Annotated in this window: 14 protein-coding genes and 1 tRNA gene; 8 read left to right on the top strand and 7 right to left on the bottom strand. The window is 65.2% G+C overall.

Annotation, left to right across the window (positions count from 1 at the left end; all coding sequences use genetic code 11):
• A partial coding sequence (locus GSQ83_RS11160) for a SulP family inorganic anion transporter (RefSeq protein WP_254065622.1) occupies positions 1-1,253 on the top strand: 1,253 nt, incomplete at its 5' end.
• Here the strand turns inward: GSQ83_RS11160 and GSQ83_RS11165 are convergent.
• Complete coding sequence (locus GSQ83_RS11165) at positions 1,238-1,864, bottom strand: cupin domain-containing protein (protein ID WP_254065638.1); 627 nt, start codon at positions 1,862-1,864, stop codon at positions 1,238-1,240. The genes GSQ83_RS11160 and GSQ83_RS11165 overlap by 16 nt on opposite strands.
• A 131-nt stretch (positions 1,865-1,995) precedes the next feature.
• On the opposite strand from GSQ83_RS11165, the gene GSQ83_RS11170 reads away from it, so the two are divergent.
• From GSQ83_RS11170 to GSQ83_RS11185, 4 genes are read left to right on the top strand one after another with little or no spacing between them, the layout of a single operon-like run.
• Positions 1,996-2,862 carry an ABC transporter permease gene (locus tag GSQ83_RS11170; protein ID WP_158802960.1) on the top strand — a complete coding sequence of 289 codons (867 nt, stop codon included), beginning with the start codon at positions 1,996-1,998 and terminating at the stop codon, positions 2,860-2,862.
• Positions 2,859-3,656 (top strand): ABC transporter permease, encoded by a 798-nt coding sequence (locus GSQ83_RS11175; protein ID WP_158802961.1) that lies wholly within the window; start codon positions 2,859-2,861, stop codon positions 3,654-3,656. Before GSQ83_RS11170 ends, GSQ83_RS11175 begins: the two co-directional genes overlap by 4 nt.
• 32 nt (positions 3,657-3,688) lie before the next feature.
• Positions 3,689-4,771, top strand: coding sequence for an extracellular solute-binding protein (locus GSQ83_RS11180; RefSeq protein WP_158802962.1), 1,083 nt, complete (start codon positions 3,689-3,691; stop codon positions 4,769-4,771).
• On the top strand, positions 4,764-5,894 hold the full coding sequence (locus tag GSQ83_RS11185; RefSeq protein WP_216850048.1) for an ABC transporter ATP-binding protein: 1,131 nt from the start codon (positions 4,764-4,766) through the stop codon (positions 5,892-5,894). Before GSQ83_RS11180 ends, GSQ83_RS11185 begins: the two co-directional genes overlap by 8 nt.
• A gap of 36 nt (positions 5,895-5,930) precedes the next feature.
• On the opposite strand, the gene GSQ83_RS11190 is transcribed toward GSQ83_RS11185, so the two are convergent.
• Positions 5,931-6,017: transfer RNA gene (locus GSQ83_RS11190), tRNA-Leu, on the bottom strand.
• A 30-nt stretch (positions 6,018-6,047) separates the two neighbouring features.
• Complete coding sequence (locus GSQ83_RS11195) at positions 6,048-6,959, bottom strand: D-isomer specific 2-hydroxyacid dehydrogenase family protein (protein WP_158802963.1); 912 nt, start codon at positions 6,957-6,959, stop codon at positions 6,048-6,050.
• A gap of 816 nt (positions 6,960-7,775) precedes the next feature.
• On the opposite strand from GSQ83_RS11195, the gene GSQ83_RS11200 reads away from it, so the two are divergent.
• Genes GSQ83_RS11200 through GSQ83_RS11210 form a run of 3 tightly spaced genes read left to right on the top strand, consistent with a single transcriptional unit; the run spans position 7,776 to position 13,071 of the window.
• Positions 7,776-9,698 (top strand): transglycosylase domain-containing protein, encoded by a 1,923-nt coding sequence (locus GSQ83_RS11200; RefSeq protein WP_305782225.1) that lies wholly within the window; start codon positions 7,776-7,778, stop codon positions 9,696-9,698.
• Positions 9,695-10,588: an alpha/beta fold hydrolase gene (locus GSQ83_RS11205; protein ID WP_158802964.1), complete on the top strand. Its 894-nt coding sequence runs from the start codon at positions 9,695-9,697 to the stop codon at positions 10,586-10,588. The genes GSQ83_RS11200 and GSQ83_RS11205 overlap by 4 nt, the downstream gene beginning before the upstream one ends.
• 8 nt (positions 10,589-10,596) lie before the next feature.
• Positions 10,597-13,071, top strand: a complete 2,475-nt coding sequence (locus tag GSQ83_RS11210; RefSeq protein WP_158802965.1) for a hypothetical protein — start codon at positions 10,597-10,599, stop codon at positions 13,069-13,071.
• Positions 13,072-13,136: 65 nt separating this feature from the next.
• Here the strand turns inward: GSQ83_RS11210 and GSQ83_RS11215 are convergent, their stop codons facing one another.
• The 4 genes from GSQ83_RS11215 to GSQ83_RS11230 form a co-directional block, all read right to left on the bottom strand.
• Complete coding sequence (locus GSQ83_RS11215) at positions 13,137-13,412, bottom strand: hypothetical protein (RefSeq protein WP_158802966.1); 276 nt, start codon at positions 13,410-13,412, stop codon at positions 13,137-13,139.
• Positions 13,413-13,575: 163 nt separating this feature from the next.
• A complete protein-coding gene (locus GSQ83_RS11220; RefSeq protein WP_158802967.1) occupies positions 13,576-14,343 on the bottom strand; it encodes an SDR family NAD(P)-dependent oxidoreductase in 768 nt (255 codons plus the stop codon).
• A 42-nt stretch (positions 14,344-14,385) separates the two neighbouring features.
• Positions 14,386-15,816, bottom strand: a complete 1,431-nt coding sequence (locus GSQ83_RS11225; protein ID WP_158802968.1) for an APC family permease — start codon at positions 15,814-15,816, stop codon at positions 14,386-14,388.
• A 277-nt stretch (positions 15,817-16,093) separates the two neighbouring features.
• Entirely contained in the window at positions 16,094-17,371 is a 1,278-nt protein-coding gene (locus GSQ83_RS11230) for an MFS transporter (protein ID WP_158802969.1), read from the bottom strand.
• Positions 17,372-17,376 lie beyond the last annotated feature (5 nt).

The following is a 17,376-nucleotide window of genomic DNA, read 5'->3' on the forward strand; positions in this document are numbered from 1 at the left end:
CCGCGGGGTCCGTGGCGCTTGTCGCCGCCGCGCTCGTCCGGGCACACGGCCTTGACTATCTGCTGGCCGCTACTCTGCTTGCAGGTGCGTTCCAGATCGTCTTTGGCCTGCTGCGGCTCGACGTGCTGATGCGTTTCGTCTCGCGCTCGGTCCGCACGGGTTTCGTCAACGCCCTGGCCATCCTCATCTTCTCGGCCCAGGTGCCGCAGATGCTCGGGGTGAGCTGGCACACCTATGCGATGATCGCGGCCGGCCTCGCCATCATCTACCTTCTACCGCGCGTTACGACGGCAATTCCTTCGCCACTGATCTGCATCGTCGTCCTTACGGGCATCAGTTTCCTCGTGCCCATGCCTCTGCATACCGTTGCGGACCTTGGCAGGCTGCCGTCATCGCTGCCCAGCCTTGTGCTGCCGCATGTGCCGTTGACGTGGGAGACGCTCCGCATCGTCGCTCCTTACGCATTGGCAATGGCGGTGGTGGGCCTCCTGGAATCCATGATGACGGCGACCGTGGTGGATGATCTTACTGAAACCACCAGCTCCAAGGCGCGGGAATGCACGGGTCTCGGGCTGGCCAATGTCGCCGCCGGGCTATTCGGCGGCATCGCCGGATGCGGCATGATCGGCCAGACGGTCGGCAATGTCCGGTACGGCGGACGCGGCAGGCTTTCGACGCTTGTCGCCGGGCTGTTCCTGCTCATTCTCATGGTGCTGCTGAGGCCATGGGTGGCGCGTGTTCCGGTTGCGGCCCTGGTTGCCATCATGATCATGGTCTCGATCAGCACCTTCTCCTGGACCTCGTTCCGGGATCTCGTCCGCCATCCCAAGGTCTCGAGTCTGGTGATGCTGGCGACCGTTGTGGTGACGGTCGCGACCAGCGACCTCGCAGCCGGTGTCGTCGTCGGCGTGCTGTTGAGTGGCGTTTTCTTCGCCTTCAAGGTCATGAGCATGATGGCGGTGGCGAGCGCCTACGACGAGTCCACCGAGACCCGAACCTACACCGTGACCGGACAGGTGTTTTTCGCCAGCGCGGATATGTTCGCCGATAGCTTCGACCTGCGGGATACGGCGGCAAGCGTGCTCATCGACCTCAGCGGTGCCCATTTCTGGGACGTGACCTCGGTCGGCGCTTTGGAAGGCGTCGTCACCAAGATGCGCCGGCATGGGACGCGGGTGGAACTCATCGGGCTGAACCAGGCCAGCGCCACGCTCGTTGACCGGCATGGTCCGCTCATTCAGGCAGAGACCTGAGCTGGACGATCTCCCGGCTCGCGCAACAGAACCCAGAGGATCTCAGAACGGCCGGGCGCCGCGTTCTCGAAGCGATGCGGAATGGTGCTGCGGAAACGGAAGCCGTCGCCTTCCTGCAGCAGGAAGCTGCGCTCCTCGATGGAAAGCAGCATCGCGCCCCGGACGATGAAGCCGCATTCCTCGCCGCGATGCGTGTAATGCTCCGGCCCTGACGCGCCGCCCGGCTCGATCGTCACCAGCAGCATTTCCAGCGCTCCGGCGACATCCGGCGACATCAGCCACTTCGTGACACCATTGCTCGGCCATTTGAGCTGGCGGCCCTGCCCGCGCCGCACGATGAGGCCGATCTCCTCCGAAGGCGGCGCGCCCTCCTCGCGAAAGAAGCGTCCGGGCGTGACGTTCAAAGCCTCGCTGATCTGCCGCAGCGAACGGATCGAGGGCGAGCACAATCCGCGCTCAATCTGGCTCAGCAGCCCCACCGAAAGCCGCGCTTCGCTGGCGACTTGCTGCAGCGAGAGCCCCCGGCTTTTCCGCAGATCACGGATCTGCGCCCCCAGCCGAAGATCGTCGGCATCGGATGGTTTTCCTTCGGCGGCATCGGGAAGAGACACAACGGACAAGGGCGAACCTCACGCGGACCAGACTAGCCGATGATGCGGGGCGGAAAGCGCCAAAACAATCTTTTTCAACCAGCATGCAAAATTAATTGACTTTTTCACCCCACTGAAACTCAATTGACCCCATGGAGCGCCGCAGCCCGTTCGAGCGCGTAATCAATTTCCCCGCCGGCCTGGTCGCGGTGACCGGAATCTTGTTCGCCCTCGCGCTGCTGCTGGTTCTCAGTTTTCGCAATAATGACGGCCAGATCCTCGCGTTTTCCTTCACCACGGATAACTACACGAGCCTGGTTCAGGATCCGCTTTTCGCCCGCATCCTGTTGCGTTCGCTAATCATCGCCGGCCTCGCGAGCCTTGCGACTGTCGTGCTTGCCTACCCGGTCGCCTATTACATTACCTTCCGCGCCGGCGACCGCCGCGCGCTTTGGCTCATCCTGGTCACGCTGCCGTTCTGGACCAGCTATCTGCTGCGCGTCTTCGCCTGGAAAACCATCCTCGGCTATAACGGCATTCTCAACTCCGCCTTTGTGGCGCTGCATATTCCCGGCGCGCCCTTCGAGACGCTGCTCTATAACCCCGGCGCGGTCGTCGTCACCCTCGCTCATGCCTATGCGGCCTTCGCGATCCTGCCGATCTTCGTGAGTCTTAGTGCGATCGACACGCGCCTCAGCGAAGCGGGGCTCGATCTCGGCGCGCGGCCATGGACGGTCTTCCGCCGCATCATCTTCCCGCTGTCCTTCCCCGGCGTCGCCGCATCCTTCATTCTCGTCTTCGTTCCGACGCTCGGCGACTACGCGACGCCTTTGCTGGTCGGCGGCAATTCCAGCCTCATGGTCGGCAATCTCATCGAGGATCAATTCTCCAGCCTCGATGACTGGCCGGGCGGCGCCGCGATGGCTGTCGCCGTCATGGCGTTTCTCGCCATTGCCTTCTTCGTCGGACGAGGCGCGTGGCGCGGCTGGCGCCGCTGGCAAAGCGGAGCCCTCGCATGAAACGGCGCGGCTTCTCCGCACTCGGCCTCTATGCCTGCGTCTATCTGGTATTCCTCTACGCGCCGGTGCTGATGCTGCCGCTGTTTTCGCTGAACGATGCGACCTATGTCGCCTTCCCGCTGCACGGCTTTACCTGGCGCTGGTACCAGGAACTCCTCGCGGATAGCGATCTGCATGCCGCCGCGTTGAACAGTCTAAAGGTGGCGGTGGTCGCATCCCTCGCCGCGACCTCGGCCGGCACCCTCACCGCCTATGCGCTGACGCGCGGCCGGGGCGTCGCCACGCGCACGGTGGCCGCCTTGGCGGTCGTGCCGCTCTTCGTGCCCGGCGTTATCCTCGGCATCGCACTGCTGATCGTCGCCAATCTGATCGGCATCGGGCCTTCGCTGATCGCGGTGACCTTCGGCCATATCATCGTCTGTTTGCCGCTCAGCATCGTCATCATGCGGGGCCGCTTCGCCGCCTATAGCCGCGCGGTGGAGGAAGCCGCGATGGATCTCGGCGCGCCGCCGTGGACCACCTTTCGCCGTATCTCGCTGCCGATCGCGGCGCCCGGGGTGATTTCCTGCCTGATTTTGTCCTTCACTACCTCGATCGACGAATTCATCGTGAGCTTCTTCCTCGTCGGCACGCAGCAAACTCTGCCACTGTTCATCTGGTCGCATCTGCGCTTCCCGACGCAACTGCCGCGCATGCTCGCGCTCGGCACGCTCATTCTGCTGCTTTCCTGTTGCCTCGTGCTTTGCGCGGAACTCATCCGCCGGCGCGGCACGGACAAGACCGCCTTCGCGTGACCGCCAATCCAGCCGTTCAAGGAGATCGTGCCATGTCCCGAGCCGCATCACCGCCATTCCCACGCTCAACTGTCTGTCGCGGCGCCCTGCTCGCAGCCGCGCTCGCCACCACCGGGATCTTCGCCGGCCGCGCCCACGCGGCCGACAAGCTGACCTATTACACCTGGTCCGGCTACGAACTGCCCGAGTTCCACAAGCCCTATCTCGCGGAACACAAGGAAGGCGTCGACATCACGGTTTTCGGCGATGACGATGAGGCCTTAGCGAAAGTCAAAGCCGGATTTCATCCCGATATCGTGCATCCCTGCACCGACAAGCTGCCGGAATGGAAGAATGCCGGTCTGGTCCAGCCGATCGATCCCGCGCGCATCAAGCAGTGGGACAAAATCTATCCGGTGCTGAAAGACATTCCGGGTGTGGTCGAGGATGGCAAGGTCTGGATGGTGCCATGGGACTGGGGCAATACCTCGGTGCTGTATCGCACGGATCTCGTGAAGGGCACGCCCGATAGCTGGAAGCTGCTGTTCGATCCCACCTACAAGAACAAACTCGCGACGATCGATGCGATTCACGACACCTGGGTCGTCGGCGCGATCATGGCCGGAGTCGATCCCTTCGACGAAACACCCGATGAGGTGAAAAAGGTCGCCGCCATTCTGCGCGCGCAGCGCCCGCTCATGCGCCTGTATACGAACGACATGACCTCGGTCGAACAGGCCCTGGCCTCGGGTGAGATCGTGGCGGCGATGACCTGGAACGCCTCCTACACCAATCTGCGCAAGCAGAAAGTGCCCGTCGCCTTCATGAACCCCAAGGAGAAGATGCTCACCTGGGTCTGCGGCCTCGTCGTGCTGAAGACCGCGACGGACATGGACAAGGTTTACGACTACATCAACGCGCAGCTCAGTGATCCCTCGGCCGAGGCGCTGGTCAGCGAATATGGCTACGGCACCTCGAACCAGGAGGCTTTCGACAGCTTCACCGCGAAGCAGAAAGCTGACATGGCGTTGCCCGACGATCCGCAGACCGCGCTTAAGGACACCGTCTTCACCATCCCGATGAAGAACCGCCGCGCCATTGCAACTGCCTATGAGAGAATGAAGGAAGGTGACTGAACTTTCCACCGCGGCGCGCCCCGAGAAAGGCGCGCCGATCATCACGCTGACGGGAATCGAAAAGCGGTTCGGCCATGCGCCGCCCGCCGTCGCCGACCTCAATCTGGACATCGAGGCCGGCGAATTCCTGACGCTGCTCGGCCCCTCGGGCTGCGGCAAAACCACGACGCTGCGCATGATCGCGGGTTTCGAGACGCCAAGTTCAGGCCGCATTCTGCTGCGCGGCCGGGACATCACGGGTGACGCGCCCTATCGCCGCCCGGTGAATACGGTTTTCCAGGATTACGCGCTGTTCCCGCATATGTCCGTCGCGGAAAATATCGCCTTCGGTCTGAGCGTCGCGAAAGCTCCGCGTGCCGAAATCGCGCGACGGGTAAAGGAGATGCTGGAACTCGTCGGCCTCGCCGAGAAAGCCGGCCAGCGCCCGGCGGCGCTATCGGGCGGCCAGCGGCAGCGTGTCGCGCTGGCCCGTGCCCTCATCCGCCATCCCGAAGTGCTGCTGCTCGACGAGCCGCTTTCCGCGCTCGACGCGCATCTCCGCGCGCAGATGCAGGACGAGCTCAAGCAACTGCAATCCCGCGTCGGCATCACCTTCATCATGGTGACGCATGACCAGACCGAGGCGCTGGCTTTGTCGGACCGCATCGTGGTGATGCAGGCGGGCCGCGTGGCGCAGATTGGCGCGCCGGCCGAGCTTTACGACCGCCCCGCCAATCCCTTCGTCGCGGGCTTTCTCGGCAGCACCAATATGCTGCCCGCACGGCTACTCAGCCGCGTCGGCGAAGACTGCGTTATCTCCTGCGGCAGCGGCCGGGTCCGGGCCCGCGGCGCCCCGCGTGGTCTGACCGTCGGCATCGCCTGCACTGCCAGTATCCGGCCGGAGCGCATCGCACTTCTGGCGCCCGGAAGCGGGCCGTCGAGCGAATTCTCGGTGATCGATGGTGTCGTCGCCGGCACGGTGTTCCACGGCAGCACGCACCGGCTTCAGGTCGATATCGGAGCGGGCACCCTGGCACTGGTGGACCTCACGCGCCTCGGCGCCGGGGCCTCCCCCGCGCCGGGCACGACCTTGAAACTCGGCATAGCGCCGGATGCGGTGCGGGTTTTCCCGCCGGCAACCTAACCGCCTGCCGTCACCCTCGGCGGAGGTCGAACCGTCTGGTGCGGACGGCGGGAATCGAACCCGCACTCCCATTCGAGAGGCAGATTTTAAGTCTGCTGCGTCTACCGGTTCCGCCACGTCCGCCAGCCGGCCGGTGTCTCTATCGCGGAAAGCTTAACCTTCCGAAAGACCCTTGGCGATGTCCAGGCCACGCCGGATGAGCGTCTCCGCCGCCTCGGGCGTATTGAAACCGCTATGGGCCGTCAGGGTCACATTGGGCAATGCGGCGAAGGGGTTTCCCGGCGGCAAGGGCTCCTGGTCGAACACATCCAACGCCGCATGCCGCAGGTGGCCGCTATGCAACGCCGCGACCAGAGCGGCTTGATCCACCAACCCGCCGCGCGCGGTGTTGACCAGGATCGCGCCGGGCCGCAGCGCCGCCAAGGCTGCCGCATCGACGATGTGCCGCGTCTCATCGGTCAGCAACAGATGAAGCGACAGCACCTGGCTCTCGGCCAGTAGCTCGGGCAGATCGACGAAGGTGACGCCCGGAGCGGTGCGCGGCGTGCGGTTCCAGGCCAGCACGCGCATCCCCATACCGCTCGCCAGCCGCGCCATGTGAGCCGCGATGCCGCCAAAGCCGAGCAGGCCGAGCGTCTTGCCGCCGAGTTCCATGCCCTCGCTGCGCGCCCAGCCGCCAGCGCGAATCGCCCGGTCCATCGCCGCGATGTCGCGCGCAGCCGCGCCCATCAGCGCGAAGGCATGCTCGGCCACCGCCCGGTCGCCATAGCCCTTGATGGTATGGACACTGACGCCCATCCCCTCAAGCGCCTCGACATCCATATAGGAGCGCGCGCCGGTGCCGAGGAAGATGACGTGGCGCAGCCGCTCGCAGCGGGCCATCGTCTCGGTTGGCAGGAAGGTGTGGTCGTTGAGCATGAAGTCGTGCCCGGCCAGGATGTCGGGCAGCTCCGCCGCCGAGATCAGCTTGTGCTCATGCAGGGTGATAACGGGATCATGCGGCAACACCACGCGCCGGTAGATATCCGCGAGCCCGTCCGAGGCATCCGGATAGACACCTTTCATCCGCATCTCCATTCAGGTCGAATTCCCGCGTTATACGCTATCCAGTGTACGTCTGCGCAAGCGGGGGTCGTGTTAACCAAATTAACGCGGATCTCCGTAAATTTTCAGTGTGTTAACATTCTAGGCCTCTCATGACCCGCTGCTTTAGGGGTCGCATATGCCAACCATCTCGCCTTGCCGCCAAAAGACGAAGTTCGAAGCCTATTTCGGGAAATCTGGCATTTGCGCCTGGCCTGAAAAATACGCCTCCAAAACCACCAGCACGCGATTGCCGGTTACCAGACCTCCGGGCAGATCACTCGGCCACATGCCGGGAGTGGTCGCGGCCGACAATCGATGGACATATTTTGGCAGTCTCTGGGAAGCGCTTCCGTGGCCAAGCTCAGCGACCGATCCCTCTAATCCGACAAACGGCTCAGCGGCAGCCCAGACCAGCGCGGACACTAATGGGTCCTCCCTGGTAAGTTCACCATGGTTCTGGGTCGCTGCGGCGTTAACCATTGGCGGAACCTACGGGGCCTTTAGGCTGTATGATTGCTGGGGTTCCGCTTCCGCCGGCGTTGTGCCGGGTGGCGCCGAGGTCCCGCTCATATCGCCCTCGGATGTGCGGCTCGATATGCTTTTTCCGGGATCAGCGACCCCGCCCGTTGCCCCAGCGTCGCCGCCAGAGGAATTGGGCGTCGCGGCCCGGCGGTATTCCGTCTAGCAAAGGCCGCGCCGCCGGACTGCTACGCGGCTCCCGCCTTTTCCTTGACTGCGCAAGATCCTTGCTATCATGGTCGCAGAGTTTCGACCGGATGATAGCGCACTTACTTCATGTACAACATCAACTCCGGCAACATGGCGCCGCCCGGTCAAGGCCTAGGGCCGGCGCCAGCCTATCCGCCCCAAACATTCCCTCCGGCCTACCCCCCTGTCGCCTATCCGTCCTCCCTCTACTCGCCAGCCGCGGAAGCCCCGATTGCCGAGCCCCGTGCGCCCCGGCGCCATGGCCGTCGCCTGCTCGGACTGTTTCGCTGGCTGCTGCTGATCAGCGTCTGGGGCGGCCTCGCCGTCGCCATCGTGCTGCTCTGGTTCACCTGGGACATGCCGCGCCCCTCGGCTGCCATCGCCTCGTTGCGCCGCCCGTCGTTGGTGCTCACGGACCAGACTGGCCGCCCCTTTACCCATTTCGGTGACCTCTCGGGCGGCTCTCTCCGGCTTAACACGGTGCCGGCCTATCTGCCGGAGGCGGTCGTCGCGGTCGAGGATCGGCGCTTCTGGGAACATGGTGGTCTCGACCTGCTCGGCATGGCCCGCGCCACCGTGGTCGATCTCATCTCCGGCCGCGTCGTGCAGGGTGGCTCGACGCTGACGCAGCAGGTCGCGAAGACGCTGTTCCTGAGCAATGCCCGCACCGTTCGCCGCAAGGCGCAGGAACTGCTGCTGACCCTCTGGCTGACGCGGCATTTCACGCCTTCCGAGATCCTCGAAATCTACCTCAACCGGGTCTATCTCGGCGCCGGGGCCTGGGGCATGGATGCCGCCGCGCAGACCTATTTCGGGGTGCGCGCACAGAACCTCTCGCTGTGGCAGGCGGCGATGCTGGCGGGCCTGCCTCGCGCCCCCTCGCGCTTCAACCCGCTGACCGACCTCGACGCGGCGACCGCCCGCACGAAGGAAGTGCTGGCGGCGATGGTGCGCGCCGGGAATATCACCCCGGCACAGGCCGATGCCGCCGCCAACGCCATCGCCTTCCCGCCCCGCGCAGTCGGCGCCGACTATTGGTTCGCCTCCTGGGCCGCCCAGCAGGCCGGCCCCCTGATCCCGGCGGATACCGATTCCCGCCTCGCCACCACCTTCAACCCGGCGCTGCAAACCATCGTTCAGGCCGATCTCGCGGCCCTGCTCGCCGGACCCGGAGCCGCAGCCGGAGCCCATCAGGGCGCGGTTGTCGTGATGGACGCGGCCACCGGCGCCGTGCGGGTGCTGGTCGGCGGATCGGAGGCCGGGCGTAGCTTCTTCAACCGCGCCGTGCTGGCTCGCCGCCAAGCCGGCTCCTCCTTCAAGCCCTTCGTCTGGCTCGGGGCGCTGATGACGGGGATGCACCCGGACGACACCATCCTCGACGCCCCCATCCGCATCGGCCAATGGCGCCCAACAGACTACGAGCATCATTTTCACGGCACCGTCAGCCTTTCCACCGCGCTGGCTCTGTCCCTCAACACCGCCTCGGTGCGGCTGATGCAGCGCGCCGGCGGTCCGCGCGCCGTCGCCGCCATCGCCCGCCGCCTGGGCGTCACGGATCCGCTGCCCGACGACATGACCCTGGCACTCGGCTCCGGCGGGGTCGGCTTGCTGGAAATGACCGGTGCCTACGCGACCTTCTTCAACGGCGGCCGCCGCGTTTTCCCCCACGGCATCACCGCGCTGACCGCCGAGGGGCATGACCTCGTGGCGCCGCCTCTCGTCGCGCAGCCGGTCATCAGCCCCGCCCTCGCTGGCGAGATGCGGCAGATGCTTGGCGCGGTGGTTGCTTACGGCACGGGAACGGCGGCGGCCATTCCGGGCTATTATGTCGGGGGCAAAACCGGCACGACGCAGGAAAGCCGAGACGCCTGGTTCATCGGCGGGGTAAACGGCCGCGTGATCGGCATCTGGATCGGCAATGACGACAACACCCCCATGGCGAAGGATGTCACCGGCGGCTCGCTGCCGGCCGTGCTCTTCCACCAGATCGCTTTGGCCGTGACACAGTGATCAGCCGCCGCACCGCCCTGCTCGCCGCCGCCGGACTGCCGTTGTTTGCCCAGCAGCCCGCGAACGCGGCCCAGCTCGGCGCTGCCAGCCGAGCGTTCATGACCAGCGACGGCGTGCGGCTGCACTACCTCGAAACCCGGCCGGTCTCAGGTGCCGGCGCCGAGCATGTCCTGGTTCTGATCCCAGGCTGGACCATGCCCGCCTGGATCTTCAGCCCGCAGCTGCTGTACTTCGGCCAGTATTGCCGCGTCATCGCGCTCGACCCGCGCGGCCAGGGCGATAGCGAGATCCCCGCCACCGGCTACACCGCTGCCCGGCGCGGCCAGGATATCGCGGAGCTGCTGAATGCGATCGGCGCACCCAAGGTGGTGCTCGGCGGCTGGTCGCTCGGCGTGCTGGATAGCCTTGCTTATGTCGGCACCGATGGCTCGCAGCGGCTCTCCGCCCTCGTGCTCGTCGATAACTCGATAGGCGAATCGCCGCCCCCACGCCCCGAGACCGTGCCCCATCGCCGCCATGGACGGGCGCCGGTGCCCTATCCCGTCATGATGCGAAGCTTTGTCCGCGGCATGTTCCGCTCGCCGCAGTCCCCCGCCTATCTCGACCGTCTCACGGCGACCTGCCTCATCACGCCTGAACCAGCGTCCCGCGCGCTGTTGAATTACCGCGTGCCGCGCAGCTATTGGCGCCAGGCAGTCTACGCCGCAGGCGTGCCCATTCTCTATTGTGTGCGCCCCGGCCTCGCCGGCCAGGCCGGCAATCTCGCTCGCAACGATCCTCAGGCAGTCAGTGTGATCTTTCCCAATGCCGGCCACGCGCTCTTCATCGACCAGGCAACACGCTTCAACACAGTGCTCGCCAATTTCCTGAGCCAGCGGGTCTGGGCATGAGCGGCACGATGGCACAGACCAGAGCCATCTCGCTGGTCCCGCTGCTCCTCGTTTCCCTCGCCTCGACAGGGATCGAGATCGCGCTCACGCGCTATTTCGCCGTCGCCTCCTGGTCCGAATACGGCTACTGGGTCATCTCGATCGTGATGGCGGGTTTCGCCATCAGCGGCGTCTTCACCGCCGTCGCACGCGACTGGCTGGAGCGACATAGGGGCTGGCTTTTCGCCTTCCTGCCGGCGGCCCTGGTGGTCACCGCCGCCGCCGGATATGCGCTGATCATCCGCAATCCCTTCAACCCGCTGCAGTTGCAGAACCCCGTCACGCTGTGGCCGCAGATCGGGCTCATCGGCCTCTACTACCTCGAACTCCTGCCCTTCTTCTTCCTGACCGGGATCTTCATCAGCCTCTGCTTCGTCACGCGCCCCACCGAGACTACCCGCGTCTATGGCTATGACCTCGGCGGCGCTGGGCTTGGCGCGCTTCTCGTGCTCGGCCTGATGTTCGTGTTGCACCCGTTCCGGCTGCTGCCCGCGCTGCTGTTGCCGCTAGGCGCCATGGCATTTTTCGTGCCGCGCGGCGCCTATCGTCTCCCCGCGATCCTTGCCGCCGTTGTCGGACTGCTGGCCGGGGAGGCTTTGCTGATCGTCGGCGATGTCGCCGACTTCAACCAGTTCAAGCCGATCTACGCGCCGCTGCACACGCCGAATGCCCTGGTGAAGCGCCAGACCCTCTCGCCGCGCGGCGTCTACACCCTGCTCGACGACTTCACCGAGCGCGTGGATACCGACCTCTCCAACGACAGCGGCATGCTGAATGTGCCCAGCCCGCCGCGCACCCTCGGCCTCTATCGCGATGGCGCGCGGATCGCCGCGGTCCCATCGACCGGCCAGCTCGACAGCCGGTACGCGCCAGGCACCCTGGCCGCCGCGCCTTATCTCCTGCTGAAAAACCCTCGCGTCCTGCTGATCGGCGATGCCGGTGGCTGGGCAGCGGCACAGGCGCAAAGGCTGGGCGCGTCAACGATCCTGGCCGACGAACCCGATCCCGTTCTGCGGGCGGATCTACGCGCGGCACCCGGCGTCACAGTGCTCGGCCGCAGCCCGCTCGCGCTCATCCACACCACGGAGCCCGGCAGCCTCGACCTTATTGAAATATCCGACGGCTTTCTCGCGGCCGACCCTGCCAATGCCACCACCTTCACGGCCGGTGCCATCGCCAAGGACCTTCGCGCGCTCAGCGCCGAGGGCATGATCTCGATCCCGGTCTCGATCCGCGACTTCCCCGTCTATGCGCTCCGCATGATCTCGACGGTGCGGGCGGGTCTAGCAGCGGCCGGCGTCGCCGACCCCGCCGCCCATGTCATGGTGTATCGCTCGGCCTGGAACGTCCGCATCCTCGTTGCCCGCAGACCATGGGACTCAAGCCGCATCGCGGCCGTGCGGAAATTCTGCGACGACCGTTCCTTCGACGTCTCCTTCTACCCCGGCATGGATGTCGCCGCCGCGCGAGCCAATATTTACAACGACCTGCCCGCGATCTCCTTCACCGCCGGACAGGTCGAGTCCAGCGCCACCGCCGATGACTCGATCGCCGACGAGGCTGCTGGCGTGCTGGCTGGGCAGCCCACCGCCTCGTCGCGGGAATTCGACCTCCGGCCACAGACGCTGGACAGGCCGCAATTCTTCGACATCCTGCGGCTCGATCACCTCGGCACCCTGCTCAAGCGGCTGGAGATCCTGCCGCAGCAGGAACTCGGCCCACTCATCAATCTCGCCGTATTGGCGCAGGCGGCGCTGGTCGCGGCCGTTGTTTTGCTGCTGCCGCTGGCGGCGCCTCGCCGCATCGGTGCCGAGGGCCGGCCACTGCGCCGCGCGCTGATCTATTTCCCGGCACTTGGCCTTGGCTATCTCTTCATCGAGATCGCGCTGATCGGCGAGGCGAGCCTTTACCTTGACGACGTCACCACCGCCTTCGCGCTGGTTCTGAGCGGGATGCTACTCTTCTCGGGTCTCGGCAGCATGGTCGCGCGCCGCGCGCTGCTGACCCGCCTCTGGCCGGTGATCCTTGGTTTGCTGCTCGTCAGCCTCGTGCTGCTGCCGAGCGTTATGCTGTCCACCATCGGCTGGCCGCTGCCCCTGCGGATCGCGCTGCTGACGGTGTGGCTTGCCGCTCTATCCTTCGTGCTGGGCATGCCATTCCCGCTCGGCCTCGCCGAGGTCTCCCGCGAGGGGCGCGGCTTCCTACCCTGGGCCTGGGCCCTGAACGGCGCCTTCTCCGTTATCGCGACGCCGCTCGCCAACCTCATCGCGACGGAACTCGGCTTCCGCCTCCTGCTTGGCGGTGCGGTGCTACTTTACAGCATCGCCTGGGCGAGCTTCCCCGCAGCCCTCGCGGTCCGCCGTCTCAAGGAGCGCGAACGGGCCACCCTGCAAGCCGGCGATCCCCGCAAGCGCAACGGCCGCCGCCTGCTGCCCGAATCGTAAAAAAGGGCCAACGGTTCTAAACCCCGCCGGCCCTCATTCACATGACGAAGCGATACGCGGTCGTGTTAGCTGGCGGGAGAAGTCGCCCCAGCCTGCGTCGCGCCCAGATCGGCCTGTGACGCCGTGCCGAAAGTCTCACCCGGCTTGAGGTTCACCACGCCTACGTCGGAGGCGCTCTGGGTTGCAACAACGGCGGGTGCCGTCTGCGCGGGACCAGCGCCGTCGACTGTCTGGCCCGGCTTTAGGGTAACGACGCTGGCTGGCGCCGACTGCGCGAAGGCTGCGCCGCTGCTCAAAATTCCGACGGCAGCGAAGGCCGATAAAAAGAGGTTGGTTTTCAAGGCAAGTCTCCGTTCACGTATGACCGCTAAAGCTCCGTGCGGCCAGGCCGGCGCCACCTGCGCCGCGAAGCGAGACGGCTCGTAGCCGCCCCGGTGCCTCAAGAGTGGGACGGCGCAGCCTCCGAGCAAATGCTGCGCCGCACATAAGTCTCATGCGCGCTGGTCAGACAGCGGTGAAACCATTGTCCACGAAGAGATGCGTCCCCGTGATGAAGGAGGCGTCGTCGCTCGCCAGGAACAGCACGGCGCGCGCTACCTCCTCCGGCTCGCACATGCGCACCTGCTGTGCGGCAATCACCTCATCCGAGGCATCGACGCCCAGCGCCGTCAGCTTCTCGACTTCCGACATGCCATGCGCCGTGCGGATGAAGCCGGGGCAGACGGCATTGCACCGGATCTTGCGATCCCGAAAATCGACCGCGATGGCGCGGGCGAACATGTGACAGGCGCCCTTGCTCGTATTGTAGACCACCTCCATCGGCGTCGCCGCGATGGCCGAGATGGAGGAGGTGCAGACGATGCTGCCGCCGCCGGCCGCGATCATGCCCGGCAGCACCGCCTTGGTGACAAGGAACATGCTCTTCACATTCACCGCCATCAGCCAGTCCCACTCCTCCTCCGTGGTTTCGAGGAATGGCTTCACGATGATGGTGCCGGCATGGTTGAACAGCACGGTCGGCGGCCCCAGCGCCTTGGTCACCGCATCGACCGCCGCCGTCACTTGCGATGACACCGAGACATCCGCCTGGGCGAAGAAGGCTTCACCGCCGGCCGCCTTGATCTCGGCCGCGACCGCCGCGCCGTTCTCGGCGGAGCGGTCGACAATGCCGACGCGCCCGCCCTCCTGCGCGAACATCCGCACGGCGGCGGCACCGCAACCCCCGCCCCCGCCGGTCACCAGAACGACCTTGTTGGTAAAACGCTGCGCCATGATGTGTTCCCTTTGCGAAGGCGGGGCGGTAGCCGCGGAACCCTAGCCGAGCACGACACCTGCCGCGCGCAAGATCGCCGGCCGCGCGACCGATAGCCAAGCAGCGCCGAGAATGAGCAGAACGACCCAGGCCACGACAACCCAGGGAATCCAGGTATAGGGCGCATCGGTCTGCTCGATGATCTGCGCCACGAACAGCGCCGTCATCAGCAAGGCACCGAGTGCCGGCAGCAGGATATGGCGCAGCAAGCGCGTGCTGCCTTGACGGCGAAAATAGACGATGGCCGCGATATCAGCGAGCACATAGACAATCAGAATCGCGAGCGTCAGCAAGAAGCCAAGAAAGCCATAGACATTGCTTCCGCCATCCGGATTCCCGAGCCCACCGGAAACCGAGCCGACAATCACAACGACGATCAGCGTGAAGGCGCTTTGAAACAGCACGGCGTTGGACGGCGTGCTCCGCTTCGGATTGATATGCGCGAGGAAGCGCGGCAGCAGCCCCTCGCGGCCCATCGTATAGAGAATCCGCACGATGCCGGTATTGGAGTTGACCGTCACCGCGAACATCGAGGAGACCGAGGCGAGGATGATCAGCGGCGTCATCCAGGGCGCGTAGAGATGCGCTAGATCGTTCCACGGAGTCGATGCTCCGGTCAGAGCGTTGATCTTCGCGTCACCCAACCCGAGCACCTCAGCCCAAATGCAGAAGATATAGATCACACCGACGAGAATGGTGGAGAGCGCGATCGCCAGCGGAACATTGCGGCGGGGCCGCTGCACTTCCTCGCCGAGTGTCGTCGCGCCCTCAAAGCCGACGAAGCTCAGGGCCGCGAAAACAAAGCCGGTGATGATGCCCTGCATGCCATGTGGTGAGGCGGACGGCGTCAGCGGATGCGCCGAAAGTCCATGCGCCCCGCCCGAAGCCACAACGATCAAAGCCATGAGCAGAACGACCGCGACCTCGACAACAAACAAGACCATCGCGGTGCGCAGCGAGGACTGCACGCCTTCCAAGGCAAGGAAGGTCATGATCGCCCAGGGAATCAGGCCGATCAATATCCAGGGAATATTGATGCCGAATTGCTGCTGAATGGTCTGCTGCAAATAGGCGCCGATGAGTGCCACCTCGATCGGCGGCAGCAGCGCATAGGCCATGAACATCAGCCCGCCGGTGATGAATCCGGCACGTGGCCCGAGACCCTGCGTGACATAGGTGTAGAAGGACCCGGCACTCGGCGTGACGGCGGCCATTTCCATGATGCCACTTGCGGCAATCAGGATGGCGATGAGGCAAAGGAAATAAACGAAAGGCGTCGCGGAGCCCGAGAATGGTGTCGAGAATTGCGGATTAAAAAAGGTGGAGACCGCAGGCCCCATGATGGCGGCCGACATGATGATGGCACCCGGCAGTCGCACCGAATTCGTCTTGAGCCCCGGCAGCACCGGTGGCGTCCCTTCCGCATAGACCATGTTTCCCCCTGGCGTTTTCCGCCGGTCCTTGGTGGACCGGTCGAGTCGCTGTCGCCGCCAAGACTCGCATTTGCCCCGGCGGAACGATGCGATGCTGACACAGGCTCGGCTTCTAGCCTAGCCGCGGGGGAACTGGACCCATCATCCCACGCGTCATGCTCGGCGAAGGCCGAGCATGACGCCTTCTTTGCTAGACGAAGGTAAGGCGTGGATGGCACGCCTTCGCGTGCCATGACGGACCCTTCAGGTCGGGGCGCAGTATTTAATTCTTCACGCCCTAATCGCGCGGCAGCGGGCGTCCCCGCGTTTCGGGCATCAGCGCCATGGCGATCACCCCCAGAATGCCCGAGACGATCATGTACCAAGCCGGCGCCAGCGGGTCGTGGCTCACCCCGATGAGCCAGGCGAGGACGAATTGCGTCGTGCCGCCAAAAACCGTGACCGCAAAGGCATATGCCGTGGAGAGGCCAGACGCGCGCACGCTTTCGGGCAGGCTTTCTGGAATGGCGACGATCACCGCGGCGCTGCTTAGCGAGCCGAGCACCGACATCAAACCGGTCGTCAGCAGCAGAGTGGCAAGCGAAGGGTGGCCATTGAGAAACAAGAAGGCCGGATAGATCGCCAGGATCAGCAGGACGCGCGGGAGCAGCATGACCACTTTGCGGCCGTAGCGATCCGCGAGCCACCCTCCGAGGAGCGCGAAGACCAGTGTCGTGCCGCCACCAATGAGCGGCGCCGTGATAGCGGTCGGCGTTTTCAGATGCAGCGCCGTTTCGGCATATGTCGTCATGTAGATACCTACATATGTCGATATTGTGCTGGTCATGATGGCGACCAAGCCGAGCGCCAGCGGCCGGGGATGGCCGAGAAGCAGACGCCGCAGCACCTGCCGGCCGCTATCCCGCTTGCCAGCCCGGCCGTGTGCGCTCTCGGGCAGACGGTTCCGGATATAGAGCCCGGCCGGGACGATCGCGAGGCCGAGCAGGAACGCAACGCGCCAGCCCCATTGCGCCATCGCCTCGCCCGACAGGCTATGCGAGAGTGCGAAGCCAAGGACTCCAGCGACCAGCATGGCAGCGCCCTGACTCGCGATTTGCCAACTCGCGATCCGGCCACGCCGGTCATCGGGCGCCGTCTCCACGAGATAGGCCGTCGCCGGCCCGACCTCGCCGCCGAGCGCGAACCCCTGCAATAGCCGGGCCGCCACGACGATGACGGGGGCGGCGTAGCCGATCACGCTGAAGGGCGGCGTCAGCGCGAGGATGAGCATGCCCGCCGCCATGAGCGTGATGGTCAGCATCATCGCGGGCTTTCGCCCCGCATGGTCGGCGAAGGCGCCGATCACCAGTCCACCCAGTGGCCGCGTCACGAAGCCGACGCCGAAGGTCGCGACGGAGATCAGCAGACTGACCACCGGATCATGCGCCGGAAAAAAGGCGCCCCCGATCGCCACCGCGAAGAAGGCGTATGTCGTGAAGTCGTAAAATTCGAGCGCGTTGCCGAGGACACAGGCGAGAACGGCTTCGCGGGTCGCGACGGGTCGAGCTTCGATCATGCTGC

This window comes from Acidisoma sp. L85 (assembly GCF_009765865.1).
In the GTDB taxonomy this organism is placed as follows: domain Bacteria; phylum Pseudomonadota; class Alphaproteobacteria; order Acetobacterales; family Acetobacteraceae; genus Acidisoma.

Coding starts and splice junctions, on each gene's coding strand:
- GSQ83_RS11170 (WP_158802960.1), top strand. CDS start 1,996: ATGGAGCGCCGCAGCCCGTTCGAGCGCGTAATCAATTTCCCCGCCGGC.
- GSQ83_RS11175 (WP_158802961.1), top strand. CDS start 2,859: ATGAAACGGCGCGGCTTCTCCGCACTCGGCCTCTATGCCTGCGTCTAT.
- GSQ83_RS11180 (WP_158802962.1), top strand. CDS start 3,689: ATGTCCCGAGCCGCATCACCGCCATTCCCACGCTCAACTGTCTGTCGC.
- GSQ83_RS11195 (WP_158802963.1), bottom strand. CDS start 6,959: ATGAAAGGTGTCTATCCGGATGCCTCGGACGGGCTCGCGGATATCTAC.
- GSQ83_RS11200 (WP_305782225.1), top strand. CDS start 7,776: ATGTACAACATCAACTCCGGCAACATGGCGCCGCCCGGTCAAGGCCTA.
- GSQ83_RS11210 (WP_158802965.1), top strand. CDS start 10,597: ATGGCACAGACCAGAGCCATCTCGCTGGTCCCGCTGCTCCTCGTTTCC.
- GSQ83_RS11220 (WP_158802967.1), bottom strand. CDS start 14,343: ATGGCGCAGCGTTTTACCAACAAGGTCGTTCTGGTGACCGGCGGGGGC.
- GSQ83_RS11225 (WP_158802968.1), bottom strand. CDS start 15,816: ATGGTCTATGCGGAAGGGACGCCACCGGTGCTGCCGGGGCTCAAGACG.
- GSQ83_RS11230 (WP_158802969.1), bottom strand. CDS start 17,371: ATGATCGAAGCTCGACCCGTCGCGACCCGCGAAGCCGTTCTCGCCTGT.